Source organism: Enterobacter sp. BNK-18 (genome assembly GCF_047456135.1).
Taxonomy (GTDB): Bacteria; Pseudomonadota; Gammaproteobacteria; order Enterobacterales; family Enterobacteriaceae; genus Enterobacter; species Enterobacter ludwigii.
This window is the reverse complement of record NZ_CP179899.1, coordinates 299934-317286: the sequence shown is the minus strand read 5'-3', so window position 1 is coordinate 317286 and position 17353 is coordinate 299934. Positions and strand designations below refer to the sequence as shown.

Below are 17353 nucleotides of genomic sequence, written 5' to 3'. Positions count from 1 at the left end.
TCATATCAATAACATGTTGGGCTATCTACTATCTTTCGCTTCAGGCACGGAACGGACCACCTGAAGCACGGCGAGGTCTGCTATGGGCGAAAATCAGATCTGGTCTCGATGATGGTGCTGGGTTTTATCGAGTACCAGTATCTCTGCCCGTAATCGATTTACTCATATTGACACCCGTAACCCCGAAACCGCTGGTTTCATAAACATGTCGGGCACGAGCATTATCACCTGCCACGCGCAATCTGATCTCTTTAAAACCTTTGTCCTGCAAATACTCGTCAAAAGCACGTAGAGATTGTTTGCCAAGTCCCAACCCTTGGTTGGAGTTGAAAATATGAAAATCGTAGATAAAAGCAGTGCGCTTAGTTGAGTCTGGTTTGTACCATAGATAACCTACATGACTTTGCGCTTTGTCCAACTGAAAAATAATACACATTAATACTTGCCCGTGTGTGTTCACTCCCTCGGGAAGCATTTCCGAAATCTCCTGCTTTGCTCTGGCAAGAGAATCTTGAAGGGATTCCCCATAGTTTGCTTCGATTTCACATGCATAATCATTAACAAAATATTCGAGGTAAGCAGGATACTCATCTTTTGTCATCGGTCGGAAAGAAATCATATTGGACATCTCAAGTTTATGGTACTGAAAGTATTAAATATTAATAACGATAAGGTTCCCTATCGTCAATCATATTCATTTGTGAATACGTGTTTAGGTCAGGAGAATAATTTACTGGCGCTAAGTCCCCTTATGACACAAAGCGGACCGACATGAGAGCCGTAAGATCCGCTACGAGCGAAAAGCGGACGACTCTGAAGTAACGGATTGTTTATTTATAAAAGAAGGTAACCGTTATTTTCCCCACCTCTACAGTGGGGCTATGAGGACCTGTTTCAGGAAATGATGTGCCGTTCTTGCAATAGCTAGTAACGCACAAGTCCGCCATCTACGGCGTACTGGCTGCCGGTTACATAGGATGCGTCATCTGAAAGCAGAAAGAGTGCGACAGCAGATGCTTCTTCCGCTGTTCCTGCCCGGCCGAGAGGGACCTGGCTGACAACAAAATTCTCAAACTGCTGACGCGATTCCTCCGGCATGAAATGTCTAAAGTTCGTTTCAATCGGACCCGGAACCAGCGTATTGGCCCGAATACCGCGCCCAGCCAGCGCAGAGGCCCAGCTTTTAACCATTGCGACAACTGCCCCTTTAGTTGCTGCATACAGGCTGGTCATTGCCGCACCTTCATATACAGAAGAAGATGAAGTGACAAGAACAGACGCACCTGAATTGAGTGATCCCGAAAGAGCTGCAAGCTGTAGCATCGGGCCACGTACGTTAGCATTCATCATGCGGTTAAAAACATCAGCTGTCACAGATTCCGGTGAACCTACTTCTGCAAATCCAGCATTAAGCCATAATCCGTCGAGTGAACCCCAGCCGCTTATCGCTGCCTGAAGATCGCTTATATCTGCTTCGCTGGCAGCATCGTTTTTCAGAATAAGAGATGATCCCGGCAGCATGCTACGGGCGCGATTCAGCCTTTCATCATTGAGCCCGGTAATGGCAACATGACCGCCCTCACTAACGATGCGCTTTGCGCCTGCAAATCCCATGCCGCTAGTACCACCAGTTATAAGTATGCGTTTTCCTTGAAATCTGCCCATGATTAGATTCTTTGTCTTTCGAGTCATCACTTACCTTACAAAGATAACCATCAGTCGTCATCTGTTTCATCACGCAACGGTGACATTATTGTTTCAACGTCTGCATTTGGAACGAAGTGGCAAACCAAGACATCGCAAGGTCCGCTGTGAGCGAAAAGCGGACATTGCCACAGACGGACCTTCTGAATCCAGGATTCCAAAAAAGCCAAATTGATTTCATACAGATGGCTAATTACAAATTCAGGTTCTTAAAAAAAAGGAAATTTACTGATCTTACAATAAAACAGACCTTATGAATTTCATGATGAATAGCCATTGCTGAGTCAAAATTAGTTCCATCCGCTACATATTATTGTTGTGGGCTCGACGAGATCATCTGCTCTAATGACTACAAAGAATATTCCCTAAATCTTCAGATCCCGGAAATTGTGATATGGTGTATGCAATAGCACCAGCAATAATAGCCACAGGAACTATCTGAGGGACTAAATAAATAGCCGCCACAGTAACTAATCCAAGCGCTATTTTAGTTGCGGGGTTCATTTTATCAAAAACAGAAGAAATATCGCATGCATACGAAAGTTTGGGGTAAATCGAAATCAAAGATAAAGTAAATGCTGATAGGACAAATTCTCTACGTGAAATTTCCATTTGAAATTCCTCACTTAAGTACTGTCACAACAGGGGTGGTGGTTACACTATAAATTTCCTTTAATGCAACACTGGTCAGTATACCTGACAAGGCAGCCGTCTTCGTGTCGTATCCAGAATATACCTGTACAAGTGGCACGGACGACAAATATTCATCAATTACTTTATGAATGCTTTTCATGGAAAACCCAGCTCCCCTCTTAAATGAATCTTGGAATATTTTATTTATCAATACCATTCTGTAATTATGCTTAAGTTTAAATATTCGCGTCCAAACATTGAGATCATGGTCATGTCTTAGAATGTTTGCCAGAATGAAGGGCTCTTTCCTTTGCACCCTAGGAAATACATCCTTTATAAATCTATCAACAGAATCACCACATGAAATGCTAAAAATAAAAATGTTACTACTTTTATTAACGTCCCAAACAGGGAAAGTACTCATGGTTTCAATTGTTTGTGACGTTAATAGCTGGCTTTCGGATTTTTTTACTTCGATGTTTTGAAAATCAGATATCTTAAGCTGCTCTGGCTTTGCTGAAAGGTCCATAATCAATTACTCACCGTTAGTAACATGTTTTTATGATAGTACAAATTTTAAATTGTGAGTAGTTTACTCACAAACCACATTTAATATTGAAAACATACAGTTGGTCTATTGGCGGTTAAATCATCTCCTTCATAAAGATATTTCATTATTTTCAATGATTTTTTGTGGCACATAGCAGACATGCGCGCGAGTTAACGTCCGCTTCTGGTACTAAGCAGCCTATTGCAGCATCAGCAGGCTGCTATGGGTGTATTGCTCAAATTCTGCTGTATGTATTCAATAAGCGCTCGTGTTTTAGCGGGCAAATAACGCTTGTCTGAATAAAGTGCGTACAATTGAAGTGGGGCTGGCGGTTGTTCAAACTTAGTCTCGATCAGCCGTCCATCATCGATGTAGGGTTGGCAGGCCTGTTTCGAAAGAATAGCGAAACCAACACCCGCTACCGCCGCGCGTCCTGCCATCTCTCCGCTGTTTACCCGGTACTGGCCTTTAACCTTTATCGTCTCAAATCCCCCCTTTTTATTCACAAACTGCCAAGGAGCACCTTTAAGTGCATTTACCGTGGTAATACAGGGTAATTCTTCAAATTGCTGTATACGAGATGGTATGCCATGACGCTGAATGACGGAGGGGGCTGCAACGATGGTGCAAGGGATCGTCACCAGATGACGGGCTATGTAATCACCGTCATCCATCTGGCCACGGCTCACAATGATGGCTAAATCCAGATCGTCTCTCAGGGATTCAAGACCAGACAAATTTGTGGCACAGCTAATTTCCAGATCCGGGTGCTGGCAGGCGAAATCGGCAATCACAGACCCCAGCAGTGCAGGACCTATTTCATTGGGAATACAGATACGTAGTGGCCCCTTGAGTTGCATCTGCCGCAACGTTAATTCTGTTTCAGTCTGCTCAAGTGCATCCATTAATGGCTTCGCCCGGGAATAGAGCAGGTGCCCCGCTTGTGTGAGTTTCATATGTCGGGTGCTGCGCTCAATGAGCTGAAGATTCAGTCTGTCTTCTAGCTGAGAAATACAACGACTAACGTTTGATGTCGGCATTTCAAGGACTTTAGATGCCCCAACAAAACTTTCTCTTTCAACCACCGCAATGAAAACTTTCAGGGTATTAAAATCAAGAGCTGGTCGCATAGACTATCCCATAAATGATAACAATACGTGCCATTTTTACCATCTACTGGACAAGATTGAAAGCAGTTAAACTCGGATATCTTTTACCCACAGGTCGCTTGTTATGTCATCGGTCACAACAACGTTTAATCATAAAGCCCTCATCCGGATAGCGGTTGTCATGGCTTTTATCCAGTTCACAAATGCGCTGGAATATATGATGTTCAACCCTGTTTTTGCTTTTATGGCAGCAGACTTCGCCGTTCCCGTGTCATTCTCTGGCTACGTATCGGGCATGTACACCTCCGGGGCGGTCCTGTCGGGAATTATCGCCTTTTACTGGATTGGTCGTTTCAATAAGAAACGTTTCTTAATCGCCAATATGGCACTACTCGGCCTGCTGACACTTTTGACGACATTTACCTCCAGCTTTAGCCTTCTGCTTACATTACGATTCTGTGCCGGATTGGTTGGAGGCACAACTATGGGGGTGAGTATCAGTATATTGATAAATCTCGCACCAACTAACTTGCGAGGGAAATTGTTGGCGACGGTAATTGCATCATTTTCGATGGTAAGTATTGTCGGAATGCCCACGATACTATTTTTGTGTGCTCATTACGGCTGGCATGTCGCTTTGTGGCTAACCAGTACGCTGTGTTTGTTGGCACTGCCACTGATTGTTTCCATCATCCCTCAGGATACAGTCTCTTTCGATACACCTCACGCACTGCCTCTCGACGTTAATACTTTACTGTTCGCTTCCAGTAATGCGCTGGTACAGTTTAGCCCGATGCTGGTCATTCCAGTTTTGGTACCATTAATGACCCAACAGCTGGGGGGCTCTCAATACCTGCTGCCATGGCTGTTTTTCGCCGGGGGCATAGCAGGATACCTGTCAACAAAAATGACAGGTGCGCTAACTCCGCATTTTTCTCCTGTGAGTCTGGCTACAGGGTCAACTTTCGTTTTTTTACTCGCTTTGCTAATACCTGTTATGGGCTATTCGAATCCGACGCTATTTATTATTTTATTTCTCGGTGCATCTTACAGTCGTCTGGTTTCCTCCTCGGCGGTGAGTATTCAGTTTCCTGATGACAGGCAACGAGCGGGATTTTCTTCATTGCAGTCATCAATAATGTACCTGATCACAACTGTCGCATTTTTTCTGTCTGCTTTTCTATTACCTGGGAACTCCATAGCACAACAAAATATGAACACGTTGCTGGGGGTATGTGCAATTTCCGCATCAGGGTTCCCCATCATCGTTATCATTCTGCAAAAGAAGCTGGCTAAGCGTACGCTCCAACCAAATCATCTCATCAATGATTAGCATAACGTCCGCTATTGGCACAGAGCGGACGCACATTCCCACCCGTGAACATCAATGGCATATCTCATGCGACAACATTGCCCTTCCCTTGCCAACAACCAAACCGCTAACCCTACAGTCAGCGCTGGTGGAAGACTCGACACGCTCTGAAGCGCGCTATAGCGTTATCGTCTCCCTGCATGTACCGGAAGACCGATGTCGATCTGCTGACGCCGGTACAGAGTAAAGTGGATGCGCTCATCGCCAGTCAGATCGAAATTACGTCCTGAAAAAAGTGATGCATTTTCATTCGGCTCTCTCACCGGGAATGCGTCGCCACAGGTTTAATCACCACTGCTCCCGTATCACCTTTTTCACCTGGTAGAACACCCGCTGGCAGACTGACCAGAACGTTGACCCTACGGACGATGAGCGGGATACAGGTTTGTCCTTCTGGATTGGCCTCTCATCGCCGGAGATGCTCTCTTGTTCACCGACGGCGGGCACTGCAGTGCTCTCCGTCGCGACAGGCGGAACCTCAAGCTCCAGCGAAAGCTGATTCTCAGCAGGGATGTTGTCGCCCTCTGCTGCTGTCTCATCCTCGAGTGTAATCCCCTGCGTTTCGAGCCACGAGATATCCAGTTGCCAGGCATGACGAGAGCGTTCCCGCCACACGTCAAAGGCCTCATCCATATTGTCAAATGCGCCCTGAAGAGACCAGCCGTTGAGAAGAGCCAGATGAGCCACCACTTCGTTCTTTTTACCCCAGAGCTCGCTGAACCCCATGTGTTTGACTTCATGGCATGAAGGGCATAACGCGATGAGCCCGGTGAGGGGCTGACACTGCCTGTCATCGTCGTAATGCCAGATTTCATTGCACTCCACAGGCCATCGTGGTCCCTTTCCACCGCAGATCTGGCATTTCCACCCTGCTGTTCTGGCCGTTTGTTGGCGTAACCGTTTCCAGTCCGATGAAGATACCGCACTACCTATGAAGAGATTGTATTGTCAAAATGGCGGTCATCTTCTGACCGATGACGAAAAGGAGATTTAATGTCTTGTATCAACCTTAGTTGCCCCATTTCTCGTTAACTTTCTGAATTTATAGATAAAAACCATATGAAATGGGGCTGTGCTAAAAAAAACAATTTCTTCCGTAGAGGTCGACGTTAAGAAACGAGAAAACCTGAATCAAGATACAGGTTTACCTGATTACTGCCTCCACTATGGATAAATAACTGTGTGTATGAATAATGTTACTGATTTTCAGGTCTGCGCCATCCAACATTTTCCCCAGCGCCTGTTCTGTACGGGCCTGCCCGCCGTCAAAGCTTGCCAGAAGAAGCATGTCAATTTCATACCGGCCATCCTCATTATCTTTATCCTTTATAACGGGTTCTATAATTAATAATTTCGAATCAGCTCGCATGGCCCGACGACAACTCGACAGGATCTGGCAGGCCTTTTCATCTGACCAGTCCATGAGGATATACTTCAGCATATAGATATCTGCAGTAGGGCATTTTTCAAAAAAACTACCTGAGACCGTGTCCCAACGGGTATCGTCCTTGAGCTGATGAAGCACGTTTTTACTCAGAATATCTGACTGATCGAACAAAATACCACGCAATGAGCTGTCCTTACGTAACACCCGTAAAAGCAGATTTCCATATCCTCCAGCAATGTCCGCGACCGTTGCTCCGTGCGGGAAATCATAGGCGTCAGCAATAATTTCGTTTTCCACTGTCGACATCGATGACATACCAGCATGAAAATCATACTCACCACGGGAGTGCTTTTCCTTAGTCCAGTAGTCATAGAACGGCATCCCGAAAAGACTGCTAAAGACATCTTCCCCCTTAAGCGCCCTGTCAAGATGACCTGCAGGCTCCCAGAATGTTTTATCCGTGAGCATCAGTATCGCTGACCGCAATGAATGGCTGTGGTCCTTACAGAGAAAGTGGGCCGCAGGGGTAAGGGAAAAATAACCTTCCGGGAATTCCTTAAACACAGCGCCGGAGGCAAGGATCCGCATTACCCGCAGAAGTGCCTGGGCGTCAAGTTTCAGCATATCGGCCAGTTCATCGCATGATTTAGGCCCACTGGTAAGATGTTCGGCCACGCCCAGTAACGTGACAGACCGGAGTGCAGCAGCCCACATAAAACTCATGCTTTTCTCAAGCAAATATATACCATGATCACAATCCTGCGCTGAAAATATATGTTTGTCAGTCATATTAGCTCCTGAAGGATTAAAAAATGTGAATTTCTTATTTACAGCTACCGGGTACAGTTAAACCTTTATTACTTCATATGTAACGCCCCCTCCCAGAAAACAGGAGTAACATTTAAGTTACATAAGACAGACTCCTGTAAATAAAACCGGACATTAAGTCACCGTTTTTTAATGCTGGTAACTAATACCGTTAAAGATCATGCGTTTTTCAATTCATTTCCGGGTGTGGCCTGTGAATATTGTTATATATATCTGAATGCGAAATTAACGGTTGTTTACGGCGAAAGCCAATCTTCAGCATCCTTAATGTCTCTCGCTGACCAGCGCAGTATGTACCCGGTATTCCGCGCCAAAAAAGCCGCGAATTACAGGTCGCCAGTATCATGCCTGACGAAATCTTGTTTCCGGCACGCGCTGTATCGTTCGTGATGAGGTGAACAGCATCCCGGTCCCGAATGGCTCCGCTTTATTCTCCGTACTGATGTCCGCTGCCGCCTGGTTTCAGGGAACAGCGGCATCAGGACGGCCGCAGAATATCAGTCAGAGCCTGTTTGTCGGGACCGTTCTTCTGCGTTCCCCGATCTGGACGCGCTATAAATCCCTTTTTCAGGGAGACAGATATAAAACGCAAGAAAGAAAATTTATCCGGTTGTGTTCCCTGAACTGAAAAGCGTAAAATTTAACGGTTGCGAATACGAAAGGAGTCGACGATGTCCGGTGAACTGTTTATTCATAATTCAGTGGGGATAATTTTCATGATCTTCGCTATTCCTGTCCTGGGGGTTATCACCTGCCGGGGAGTGAACTTCCGGAATATTCGGTACCGTTTTACTGAGCACCTGCTGGGTTTTGCTTTATGGTCAGGAATTATACTTCTTGGCACAGATTATTTGTATGACGGAATTGCTGATTTGCACATCAGATACCTCTCACGAACGGCGGTGAATTTATTCGGTATCACGCTGATCGCTCTTTTGTTCCTGAGAAAACTGTTTCTGGTTATTGATTATTTTGAAATCCGCCAGATTAATAAAGGACATGATGTGACAGACTCGCGGGTTATCACCCGGGTGCTGAAGATAACCGTTACTCTGATAGCCATGCTGATTTTTGGTCAGCATTTCGGAATGAGTTTCTCCGGCCTGCTCGCCTTTGGTGGTATCGGTGGGATTGCCGTCGGGATGGCAGGTAAGGACATACTGAGTAATTTTTTTGCCGGCATCATGCTCTATTTTGACCGACCATTTAACATTGGTGACTGGATCCGTTCACCGGACCGGAATATTGAGGGTGTCGTGGCTGAAATTGGGTGGCGCTTAACCAAAGTAATGACGTTTGAAAACCGGCCAATGTATATACCCAACTCCGTTTTTGCTGATATCACGGTCGAGAATCCGGGGCGAATGCTGAACCGGCGCATCGAGACCACGGTTGGTTTACGTTATGAGGATGCTGAGAAAATTGCCGATATCGTGAATGATATTCACACGTTTCTGGCTCAAGACCCGGATATCGATCAAAGTCAGACACTGCTGGTCAACTTTAATAATTTTGGCGATTCTTCGCTGAATATTATGGTGTACTGCTTCACGTATACAACGGTATGGAGCGAGTGGCTGGCGGTGCAGCAAAAAGTGTTTATGAAAATCATCAGTATCGTCCATAGCAGGAATGCTGACTTTGCGTTCCCGAGTTCAACCGTTTATCTCCCACAATAACACCGGATCGTATTCACAGGTTAAATCGTCTTTCGTCGCTGGCCACCTCGCTGCACGACTCCATAAAGTCAGGATCAGCGTTTTCACGCTGCGCGAACGAACTCCGGGTCAGCCGGACGGGGCACAGGATGATGCTTTCCGACTCTGACGATCTCCGTCGCGCTCCACCCACTGAAATCCAGATCGAGGGGCAGATGGATCGCACGGATGTTCAGGGTGAAAATGATGTGGGTAGATTCGCCGTCAGGATGACTTATCAGATGAGAGCAACAATTCGCTTATTTTAAGCGTCCATTGCAACAATCTTTCTTCTCCTTTCCCGAGATCTGGAAGGCCAAGTCAGATCTCAAGATCACAGCCGGGTTGCGTTGGCTGAAATGCAGAAGATGGTTCTCCTGGCTTTCACATCAGTGATCGTCAGGCAAAAGACCTTAACCTCTCTTCTGCTTCTAAGATCCGAAAAATACCAATGTCGGATCCGGGCTGTCTAATCGTATGGAAGGCTGAGGGAAATACGGCAGGAAGGAGTTCAAGGCAAAAGGCAGGTGGGAACGGAAAGTCCGCTTTGAGCGAAAAGCGGACCTTACGCATCCCTGCTAACATTGGCTCTGAGCATTAGAAATTAAACTTAGCGATTTACTGTGAATTCCCGACCGCCTTCGGAGCCAGTTTGATTCAGCGTAACTTTTGAATTACCGATCCTAATTAATCTGTCCATTGTTGCCATAGTGGTGAAAAAATGAAATTTGAAACCGGATTTATGGCCATGTATCACGATCTTGTTCCCCACACAATAATCGTATGAGGCCTTTATGCTGATAGCGCAGGTTTCAGACATTCACGCCTCACCCGAGAATGATCATCTGTTTCGGTTCGACCAGATATTAAATTGGCTTACGCATCTGCAACCGGACGTACTGGTACTTACAGGTGATCTAACGGATGGGTATTGGCAGGAAGGTTATGTACAGATAGCTGACCGCCTGAATCAGCAAAATTACCCTTCGTATATCCTGCCGGGTAACTCAGACGACCGCAGTCTGATGCGTTCTGTTTGGGATGAAAATAGATGGGCGCACGATGCCCAAGGAGAAGCCCTGCACTTAATTCATAATACCGGTGGCATTCGCCTGATTGGTCTGGATTCGACGGTTAATTATAAGGATTACGGCAGTGTGACTGACCATCTGGAATGGTTGGATAATCAATTTAGCGACGCAGACAGCCCTCCTTCATTGCTGTTTTTGCACCATCATGTATTTGCATCTGGCATACCAACGCTAGACGAAACTATGTGCAGAGGTCTAACTGAGATGGAAGATTTGATAAGACGCTCCCCGACCAGACTACTCGCCATTTCTACAGGCCATGTCCATAGACCAATAGCTGGTACATTTGCGGACATACCTGCCTACATTTGTGGCTCCGTCTGCCCGGCTAATCCTGTCTGGTTTGGAACAGTAAACGCTCCTCCTGCAAATGACCCGCCAGCGTTGATGATTCACCGCTACGTCAGTAACTCTCTTACCAGTCATCACGTTTGCGTTTAACTGGCATTCAGAAAATGCATAGACCTCATAGAAAACGACCTGACCCCCAGTGATTAATACATAATGGTTGCGAAGGAGAAATGCCTGCTTTTGGCACAGAGCGGGCGAACTCACCGAGCATAAAGTCCGCTGTGAGCGAAGAGCGGCCGTCCCATCCAGCGTAAGAACGTAAAAAAAACCGCCGTGAGGCGGTTTAGCTGTCTTGTCAGGAAGTTGCGCTTGCGAGTCGCGCTGCAAATCCAATGAAGAACATACCTACCAGCGCGTTTCCAATGGTTGATAACCTACGGTTGCCTTTCAGACGGCTGAGCAGATAAGAGCCGCAGAAAACGAGGAAACCGAAATAAACGAGAGTAATTGCGAACATTACTGCAGCAAGAATGATAAACGCCATCCAGGAGTGTTCAGCCTGAACATTGATGAACTGGGCGAAGAAAGAGATATAGAACAGCAGCGTCTTTGGATTCAGTAGAGTAACCAGCATTCCGCGCCCGATGATCTCCTTAGCATCAGCTGAAGATTTATTTTCCTGACTCGTTTCGAGAGCTGGCTTAAAGATAGCGCGTATCGTCTGGACACCGAGATAGAAAAGATAGGCAGCACCTGCGTATTTGATGGCGTTAAACAAGGCAGGAGTTGAGCTTATAACCGCGGCCAGCCCACACCATGCCAGCAGAACCAGAAGTACGTCACTCATGAGAATGGAAAATATTGCAGCAAAGCCTCGTTTGATGCCGCTCGTAATGCTTGTTTTAATCACGAACATGGTCTCAGGGCCGGGGGCAAGGACTATCAGTGTCGCACCAAGTAGATACGTCCAGAAATTCACGATACCAAAATCAGCAAACATTTTTACTCCAGCTCTATCGTTTTCAACGAGGCTATTCTAACGTAACCGGTCATAATGAAAACACATCATGGCTACTTTCAATTCAGCCTACGTCCGCTGCTGGCATAAAGCGGCCAAACTAACGGAGCAGAAGGTCCGCTATGAATGAGAAGCGGACCTTCCATAATGATATGGTTTTCAACGGGGAGTATCTTTGCCTGAATGCTTCAGTTGGCACGACGGGCAAGCTTATCTATTGATGGGCCTGAAATCCGATGATAGTTAACGCTCCTGATAATCTGAGCACCGAGAGACTCATAAAACGTCTGCGCCAGTGGGTCTGCTGTCACAGATAACCAGTCGAGCTGAAAGCACCCGCGTTCTATAGCACGACTGGCTATAAAACTCATCAGCCCTCTCCCAATTCCAGCCCTTCTGAAAGGTGCAGAGACAAAAAGCTCTTTGATAAACATTTGCCCACTAAATCGCGGAGAGGGGTACATTACTGATACACATGAGAACGCAGCGATAACTCCATCACAAACCACTTTGTGAACTTCGGTACCGGAGTCGGCTGCAAAGATCTTATCCCTCAGATACACGGACATATCACGCCTGGACAGGCAAAGCGTCTGGTTATAGTAGGTTTCCATTTCGATAAAAATATCAGCCAAATCATCATATTCGTCTGGTCTGCAGATGGAGATGTTCATGTATGGCCCTTGAGCAAAATATAATGATTTATCATAGCGTAAGGAAAACCGAAGTGAGGGAGCTATCTCAACAAAGAGCGCTGCAGCGCTTCCCTCCTCAGAGCACTAATGTTTGCCGCTAGCGGTACACAGCGGCTGGATGCAACTGTGAGCGAAAAACGGAAGTGACCTAAATTTATCGTGGTCATGAGATTCAGTCTGAAGCAAGGTGAAGAATGTCCGATAAATCGATGTGTGAGATAACGCTCTTCGTTAATCACACCATGAGGTGCTTTCTGATGATATGGTTATACCCTCACCATTCCTAAAGAGAGAACACTAATGATTGTAAGGACCTGGCATGGATGTGTTCCGCTTGAACATGCGGAAGGTTTTGCAAAACACCTTGAAAAAACAGGGGTAGAGCATTCCAGGAGCATATCGGGGAACAAAGGCGCGTTCGTTCGCAGAGAAACGCAGGGAAGTTGGGAGCATTTCTTTCTGGCAACTTACTGGCAGGATCTGCAGTCAGTGAAGGCATTTGCTGGAGAAAACTATCATGTGGCAGTCACTTACCCGGATGATGAAGAATTTAAGCTACTTTCTGACCCTTACGTTTTCCAGCATGTTGTTGAGACAATTTCACCCCTTTAATGTCAACTTCCGGATATCCTGTCGGGATCCTTGAATTGTCATAACCCCTGATTTGCCATAACCCCCATATTGACTCAACGCATCCACTTAAGGCACAGAGCAGCCTGTTTCATCTGGTATCAACATGCTGCTCTGTGCGTAGACTGTTTTGTTTAACATCACCCGATTTAGACCCTATCACTCAGGTCTTCGCGGGTTGGACCTTGAAAGTAGAGGCTACTTATATGGCAACTACGCGGTTGAACTAACACAAAACGAATCGCTTCCCAGACCGATCGCCCGTTCAAGAGTCGCTCTCCCATTCTGCATTGGCTATCGACACTCGAATCTAACCCTGTAAGTTCGAAATCAGGAGGGTACAGTCCGGTAACCCGTATATTTTCTTCGGACAATTGCTGTGCGAGTTTTGTTGTAAATCCGCTGAGCCCATGTTTGCTGGCGAAAAAAGCGGGGTGCGCAATTGAATCCGTGAAATTCGGGATCCCGCAGGAAGAGATAATTGAGACGATATCAGCACTGTCTGAACGTCTTAACCCAGGCAACAGAGCCTGCGTCAGAAGAATCGACGCTGTCAGGCCGGAACTGACGGTATTAATAATGTCGGTATCAGGCTGGTCGTCTAACGTTCCTGACAACCATTGGGCAGCATTGAGAATTAAAATATCTATGGGCTTGTCTGAAGTTAATAGCTGTGAAGAAAACGCAGAAACGGATTCAGGCCGGGTTAAATCACAGATATACCCTTTTGCCATACCGCCTTCAGCAGTGATAAGACTGCAGGTTTGTTGAATATCATCAGCCCGCCGCGCGCAAAAATCTACCTCAACGCCTTCCCGCGCCAGCCATACGCACAGCGCCTGACCAAATCCCCTGCCCCCACCCGTAATAACCGCTCTTTTGCCTCTCAGCATCTCCATACGTCCTTTCATTAATGGGTATGTTTATGGAGATATAGCATGAGGAGAGGGAGTGACATCTTTCCGTGAGTGCTATTTTAGATGCGGACATGGCGTCTGCGATGCGCGATAAACGCCCCTGCAATGAATACCCCCTGAGTTCAGGCCATCATGACCACAATGCTTAGCGTTCAAGCGCAGCAAGGATTGCGGCTTCCATTTTCTCGGGGGTGGTGATCGGCGCAAAACGCTTGAGCGGTTTACCGTCGCGTCCGATCAGGAACTTGGTGAAGTTCCACTTGATTCGTCCCCCCAGCACGCCGGGCAATTCGTTTTTCAGATAGCGAAACACCGGATGCGCTGCGGCTCCGTTGACCTCGATTTTCTCAAATATCGGGAAGCTCACACCGTAATGAATGTGACAGGTCCTGGCGATGTCGTCGGCATCACCGGGCTCCTGTTTACCGAACTGGTTGCAGGGGAAGCCAAGCACCACCAGCCCCTGAGCGGCGTATTTCTTATAAAGCGCCTCAAGGCCGCCGTATTGTGGCGTGAAGCCACATTGGCTGGCGGTATTCACGACCAACACCACCTTGCCAGCGAAGTCGAGCATAGCGACAGGCTCTCCATCCAGACGGGTGGCTGTCAGTTGATAAAACGTGGTCATAGCGGGATCCTCAACGCAGAACCTGTTCGACGCCAACATTACCACGTCGCGCAAAGCGGCGGAGAATGGAATGTGGGAAGTCGGTTCTGTTTTTGGTTGCGCGCCAGGTCTGGAAACTTACCCTAAATAATAGCGAAGTATAAAGGCAAACATCACGCCGGAGATCACCGTCACCGGCATTGAAAAGCGCATTGCAACAATCAACGTTAACCCTAACGCGATCAGATCTGCAGGATTTCCGGAGGCAAAAAAAGGCGCAATGAAAGCCAGCATGACACAACCGGGAGAGGATTTAAGTACCGTCATCGCCCTGGGCGTAAGCACCCGGTTTCGTAATATAAGATAAGCGGTCACACGCGTTGCATACGTGGTGAGTGCCATTAATACGATGGCGATGAAGGTCTGATAATCAGGCATCCTCTCCCCCTAAAAATGCGGCAACGGCTAATCCTGCTAAAGGGCCAGCAATGACGTACCACAGGCCGGCAATAAAATGACATACCGCCACGGAGACGACCAGACTGATTATCCAGGGCACAGCTTTACGAATGCCATTCCACATGCCTCTGACCAGCACAAGAAAGACCGCCGGAAAGGCCATATCAAAACCATACTGGTGAACATCGCCCAGCACTGGGCCAATTAACGCGCCGAGTGCGGTACAGAAAACCCACATCGTATAGAAAGATAAAGAGACCGCCATATAATATGGCATGCTGAACAGCGGCGCCGTTTTGTTATTTCTGGAATGCGCGTCATTATAACTGAGTGCCCAACTCTCATCCGTCATAAAAAAAAGCGCAGGTAAGACTTTTCGTTTTGGAAAACGAGAAAGTAAGGGAACCAGCGTCGCCCCCATTAAAATATGACGACTGTTTACCAGTAATGTTACGGCCATAATAAGTAAAAAAGGTGGCGGCGACGTCCAGATTTGTATGGCGGCAAATTCAGACCCGCCGGCAAAATTTAATCCTGTCATCAAGGGAACGTCGAGAGGCGTGAGCCCCTTATGGCTTGCCTGCGCACCCAACACCAGCGCAAACGGGATCACGCCCAGTAATACGGGTAACCCATCTTTCAGGCCACGAAGGATTTCTTTTTTCTTCGTTTCACTCTTATCCAGTAATGGTCTGGCAGAACTGACATCCACACGTTGTTCACTCATGCGTTTCGCTCATTTCGTCTATTTCAAATACTGGCGCCAGAATAAAATATGTGACACTATCAGTAAATATAAATAGTGTCACATTACACTTATGGTAATCTCATGCGCGAACGTTCTCCGTGGCAACCCCGTCTTGCAGAAGGCAATTCATCCCCTACCGATCGGCTGGTCCAGGCGTTGTCAGACGATATTCTTTCAGGCCTGCTGAGGCTCGGTGCGCGCCTTCCGGCGCATCGTGAACTGGCAGATACGCTCGGTATCGCGGTGGGTACTGTAACGAAAGCCTATGGGATCCTGGAGAGACGGGGTCTGGTTCGAAGCGTTAAGGGCAGCGGAATGTTTGTCGCGCTGGCCAATTCCAGAAGCCGAACCTTTATCGACCTGTCGCAAAACACCCCGCCAGCAGCACTGACCTCCCGGTCACTGAGTAAGACACTCACCACCCTCGCCCGGCGTCCTGACATGGATATGTTTAACACTTACGCCCCGGCAACGGGCCATGATGAACACCGGCGGCTTCTTGCGCAGTGGTTCAGTCGTCTGGGTGTCCCGGCAGATTACCAGCATCTCATCTTAACGAACGGTGCTCAGCATGCGCTCTCTGTAGCGTTGTCTACGGTCTGTGAACCTTTTGGCCGACTGTACGTTGAGGCTCAAACCTATTCAGGGCTGATTCAGCTGTCGCATTTACTGAAGCTCACATTAGTGGGGATCCCGATGGATGACGAAGGCATGAATGTCTCTGTTCTGGAAAAGATCCTCGATGAAAATGCGGAAAAAGGCGGTGCTGTCTATGTCACGCCGCTCTTACAAAGTCCGTCCACACGCATTATGAGCCTGGCCCGCCGTCAGGAACTGGTTCGGGTTTGTCGGGAAAGGGGCATAAAGATTATTGAGGATGATGTTTATCGGCTGATGAGCACGACAGAATTGCCACAGATTGCCAAAATCGCCCCCGATATCACCTTATATGTGAATAGCCTATCTAAGATCCTTAATCCAGCATTGCGGATTGGCGGGCTGCTGGTACCGGAGACGCTGTATTCACGAGCAGAATCCATGCTGAGGGCAACGGCGATGATGGTCTCTCCGCTAAGCAGTTCCATCATGGAGCAATGGCTGATTGATGGCACAGCAGAAACCGTCACCCTCGCAATTGAACACGAAACCCGGCGTCGTTACCAACTCGCTATCGACATTTTAGGAGAGCACGTTTATCGCTCGGGGCTGCCCAGCTTTCATCTCTGGTTACCGTTTTCACGCGATGACGCGCACTCTTTCTACAATGCAGCGCTGGCGACAGGCATCAAAGTGACAGCACCGGCCTCAACTGAAGTGGGTCAACAGTCGGATCAGTACGGCGTCAGGTTGTGTATTGGCGGAACGGAGTTCAGCCAGTTAAAGCAAGCACTCTTGAAACTCAACGAGATTGCCGGGCAACTCAAACAGAAACCAGACCCGTTCCCGCTTTTTAATGTATGAATGACAGGATAGGTCTGACTCCTGTTTCTTCTGGCGAGGATAATGTCATTCCCTTTATGTGCTCAAAAAATCAGCGGCGATTCGATCAGCATTTTTTCATAATATTTTTATCAGTCGCCATGATGAAATAGACGATGCTTATACAATCGGTAAAGC

Annotated in this window: 18 protein-coding genes; 5 read left to right on the top strand and 13 right to left on the bottom strand. The window is 47.3% G+C overall.

The annotated features are described in order from the left end of the window. Window positions 1-124: 124 nt before the first annotated feature. The 5 genes from ACMGG3_RS01500 to ACMGG3_RS01480 all read right to left on the bottom strand — a co-directional run bounded on the left by ACMGG3_RS01500 (window position 125) and on the right by ACMGG3_RS01480 (window position 4017). The gene (locus ACMGG3_RS01500) at window positions 125-619 is read right to left on the bottom strand and encodes a GNAT family N-acetyltransferase (protein WP_063925476.1); all 495 of its coding nucleotides are present in this window, start codon (window positions 617-619) and stop codon (window positions 125-127) included. 305 nt (window positions 620-924) lie between these two features. Then, entirely contained in the window at window positions 925-1665 is a 741-nt protein-coding gene (locus tag ACMGG3_RS01495) for an SDR family oxidoreductase (RefSeq protein WP_193163768.1), read from the bottom strand. 381 nt (window positions 1666-2046) lie between these two features. Further along, window positions 2047-2316 carry a hypothetical protein gene (locus tag ACMGG3_RS01490; protein ID WP_414149518.1) on the bottom strand — a complete coding sequence of 90 codons (270 nt, stop codon included), beginning with the start codon at window positions 2314-2316 and terminating at the stop codon, window positions 2047-2049. Between the two features lie 10 nt (window positions 2317-2326). Further along, on the bottom strand, window positions 2327-2866 hold the full coding sequence (locus ACMGG3_RS01485) for a hypothetical protein (RefSeq protein ID WP_041162463.1): 540 nt from the start codon (window positions 2864-2866) through the stop codon (window positions 2327-2329). A 230-nt stretch (window positions 2867-3096) separates the two neighbouring features. Continuing rightward, window positions 3097-4017 carry a LysR family transcriptional regulator gene (locus tag ACMGG3_RS01480; protein ID WP_414149517.1) on the bottom strand — a complete coding sequence of 307 codons (921 nt, stop codon included), beginning with the start codon at window positions 4015-4017 and terminating at the stop codon, window positions 3097-3099. A gap of 103 nt (window positions 4018-4120) precedes the next feature. Between ACMGG3_RS01480 and ACMGG3_RS01475 the strand changes: the two genes are divergently transcribed. Continuing rightward, window positions 4121-5329: an MFS transporter gene (locus tag ACMGG3_RS01475; protein WP_014169004.1), complete on the top strand. Its 1209-nt coding sequence runs from the start codon at window positions 4121-4123 to the stop codon at window positions 5327-5329. Between the two features lie 327 nt (window positions 5330-5656). On the opposite strand, the gene ACMGG3_RS01470 is transcribed toward ACMGG3_RS01475, so the two are convergent. Together ACMGG3_RS01470 and ACMGG3_RS01465 are read right to left on the bottom strand one after the other, a co-directional pair. Further along, entirely contained in the window at window positions 5657-6094 is a 438-nt protein-coding gene (locus ACMGG3_RS01470; RefSeq protein WP_232937271.1) for a hypothetical protein, read from the bottom strand. Between the two features lie 418 nt (window positions 6095-6512). Further along, window positions 6513-7544: a methyltransferase gene (locus ACMGG3_RS01465; protein WP_014169001.1), complete on the bottom strand. Its 1032-nt coding sequence runs from the start codon at window positions 7542-7544 to the stop codon at window positions 6513-6515. Window positions 7545-8254: 710 nt separating this feature from the next. Here ACMGG3_RS01465 and ACMGG3_RS01460 point away from each other — a divergent pair. Next, a complete protein-coding gene (locus ACMGG3_RS01460) occupies window positions 8255-9262 on the top strand; it encodes a mechanosensitive ion channel family protein (protein ID WP_047357059.1) in 1008 nt (335 codons plus the stop codon). 812 nt (window positions 9263-10074) lie between these two features. Further along, window positions 10075-10812: a metallophosphoesterase gene (locus ACMGG3_RS01455; protein WP_025204744.1), complete on the top strand. Its 738-nt coding sequence runs from the start codon at window positions 10075-10077 to the stop codon at window positions 10810-10812. Between the two features lie 205 nt (window positions 10813-11017). Here the strand turns inward: ACMGG3_RS01455 and leuE are convergent, their stop codons facing one another. Then, the gene (leuE, locus tag ACMGG3_RS01450; RefSeq protein ID WP_014168997.1) at window positions 11018-11662 is read right to left on the bottom strand and encodes a leucine efflux protein LeuE; all 645 of its coding nucleotides are present in this window, start codon (window positions 11660-11662) and stop codon (window positions 11018-11020) included. A gap of 206 nt (window positions 11663-11868) precedes the next feature. Next, complete coding sequence (locus tag ACMGG3_RS01445) at window positions 11869-12354, bottom strand: GNAT family N-acetyltransferase (RefSeq protein ID WP_047955183.1); 486 nt, start codon at window positions 12352-12354, stop codon at window positions 11869-11871. Window positions 12355-12675: 321 nt separating this feature from the next. Between ACMGG3_RS01445 and ACMGG3_RS01440 the strand changes: the two genes are divergently transcribed. After that, on the top strand, window positions 12676-12987 hold the full coding sequence (locus ACMGG3_RS01440) for a hypothetical protein (protein WP_032677600.1): 312 nt from the start codon (window positions 12676-12678) through the stop codon (window positions 12985-12987). A gap of 167 nt (window positions 12988-13154) precedes the next feature. Here the strand turns inward: ACMGG3_RS01440 and ACMGG3_RS01435 are convergent, their stop codons facing one another. The 4 genes from ACMGG3_RS01435 to ACMGG3_RS01420 all read right to left on the bottom strand — a co-directional run bounded on the left by ACMGG3_RS01435 (window position 13155) and on the right by ACMGG3_RS01420 (window position 15715). Continuing rightward, window positions 13155-13898 (bottom strand): SDR family oxidoreductase, encoded by a 744-nt coding sequence (locus ACMGG3_RS01435; protein ID WP_040019001.1) that lies wholly within the window; start codon window positions 13896-13898, stop codon window positions 13155-13157. A gap of 169 nt (window positions 13899-14067) precedes the next feature. Further along, window positions 14068-14550, bottom strand: a complete 483-nt coding sequence (locus ACMGG3_RS01430) for a glutathione peroxidase (RefSeq protein WP_414149516.1) — start codon at window positions 14548-14550, stop codon at window positions 14068-14070. A 117-nt stretch (window positions 14551-14667) separates the two neighbouring features. Then, the gene (locus tag ACMGG3_RS01425; protein WP_044859032.1) at window positions 14668-14967 is read right to left on the bottom strand and encodes an AzlD family protein; all 300 of its coding nucleotides are present in this window, start codon (window positions 14965-14967) and stop codon (window positions 14668-14670) included. Continuing rightward, window positions 14960-15715, bottom strand: coding sequence for an AzlC family ABC transporter permease (locus ACMGG3_RS01420; RefSeq protein ID WP_032677597.1), 756 nt, complete (start codon window positions 15713-15715; stop codon window positions 14960-14962). The genes ACMGG3_RS01425 and ACMGG3_RS01420 overlap by 8 nt, the downstream gene beginning before the upstream one ends. A 102-nt stretch (window positions 15716-15817) precedes the next feature. On the opposite strand from ACMGG3_RS01420, the gene ACMGG3_RS01415 reads away from it, so the two are divergent. Next, window positions 15818-17197: a PLP-dependent aminotransferase family protein gene (locus ACMGG3_RS01415; RefSeq protein WP_414149515.1), complete on the top strand. Its 1380-nt coding sequence runs from the start codon at window positions 15818-15820 to the stop codon at window positions 17195-17197. The last annotated feature ends 156 nt before the right edge of the window (window positions 17198-17353 follow it).

Bases quoted from the DNA above. Each gene is read 5' to 3' on its own strand.
- ACMGG3_RS01500 (WP_063925476.1), bottom strand. From the start codon at position 619: ATGATTTCTTTCCGACCGATGACAAAAGATGAGTATCCTGCTTACCTC.
- ACMGG3_RS01495 (WP_193163768.1), bottom strand. From the start codon at position 1,665: ATGGGCAGATTTCAAGGAAAACGCATACTTATAACTGGTGGTACTAGC.
- ACMGG3_RS01490 (WP_414149518.1), bottom strand. From the start codon at position 2,316: ATGGAAATTTCACGTAGAGAATTTGTCCTATCAGCATTTACTTTATCT.
- ACMGG3_RS01485 (WP_041162463.1), bottom strand. From the start codon at position 2,866: ATGGACCTTTCAGCAAAGCCAGAGCAGCTTAAGATATCTGATTTTCAA.
- ACMGG3_RS01480 (WP_414149517.1), bottom strand. From the start codon at position 4,017: ATGCGACCAGCTCTTGATTTTAATACCCTGAAAGTTTTCATTGCGGTG.
- ACMGG3_RS01475 (WP_014169004.1), top strand. From the start codon at position 4,121: ATGTCATCGGTCACAACAACGTTTAATCATAAAGCCCTCATCCGGATA.
- ACMGG3_RS01470 (WP_232937271.1), bottom strand. From the start codon at position 6,094: ATGGGGTTCAGCGAGCTCTGGGGTAAAAAGAACGAAGTGGTGGCTCAT.
- ACMGG3_RS01465 (WP_014169001.1), bottom strand. From the start codon at position 7,544: ATGACTGACAAACATATATTTTCAGCGCAGGATTGTGATCATGGTATA.
- ACMGG3_RS01460 (WP_047357059.1), top strand. From the start codon at position 8,255: ATGTCCGGTGAACTGTTTATTCATAATTCAGTGGGGATAATTTTCATG.
- ACMGG3_RS01455 (WP_025204744.1), top strand. From the start codon at position 10,075: ATGCTGATAGCGCAGGTTTCAGACATTCACGCCTCACCCGAGAATGAT.
- leuE (WP_014168997.1), bottom strand. From the start codon at position 11,662: ATGTTTGCTGATTTTGGTATCGTGAATTTCTGGACGTATCTACTTGGT.
- ACMGG3_RS01445 (WP_047955183.1), bottom strand. From the start codon at position 12,354: ATGAACATCTCCATCTGCAGACCAGACGAATATGATGATTTGGCTGAT.
- ACMGG3_RS01440 (WP_032677600.1), top strand. From the start codon at position 12,676: ATGATTGTAAGGACCTGGCATGGATGTGTTCCGCTTGAACATGCGGAA.
- ACMGG3_RS01435 (WP_040019001.1), bottom strand. From the start codon at position 13,898: ATGCTGAGAGGCAAAAGAGCGGTTATTACGGGTGGGGGCAGGGGATTT.
- ACMGG3_RS01430 (WP_414149516.1), bottom strand. From the start codon at position 14,550: ATGACCACGTTTTATCAACTGACAGCCACCCGTCTGGATGGAGAGCCT.
- ACMGG3_RS01425 (WP_044859032.1), bottom strand. From the start codon at position 14,967: ATGCCTGATTATCAGACCTTCATCGCCATCGTATTAATGGCACTCACC.
- ACMGG3_RS01420 (WP_032677597.1), bottom strand. From the start codon at position 15,715: ATGAGTGAACAACGTGTGGATGTCAGTTCTGCCAGACCATTACTGGAT.
- ACMGG3_RS01415 (WP_414149515.1), top strand. From the start codon at position 15,818: ATGCGCGAACGTTCTCCGTGGCAACCCCGTCTTGCAGAAGGCAATTCA.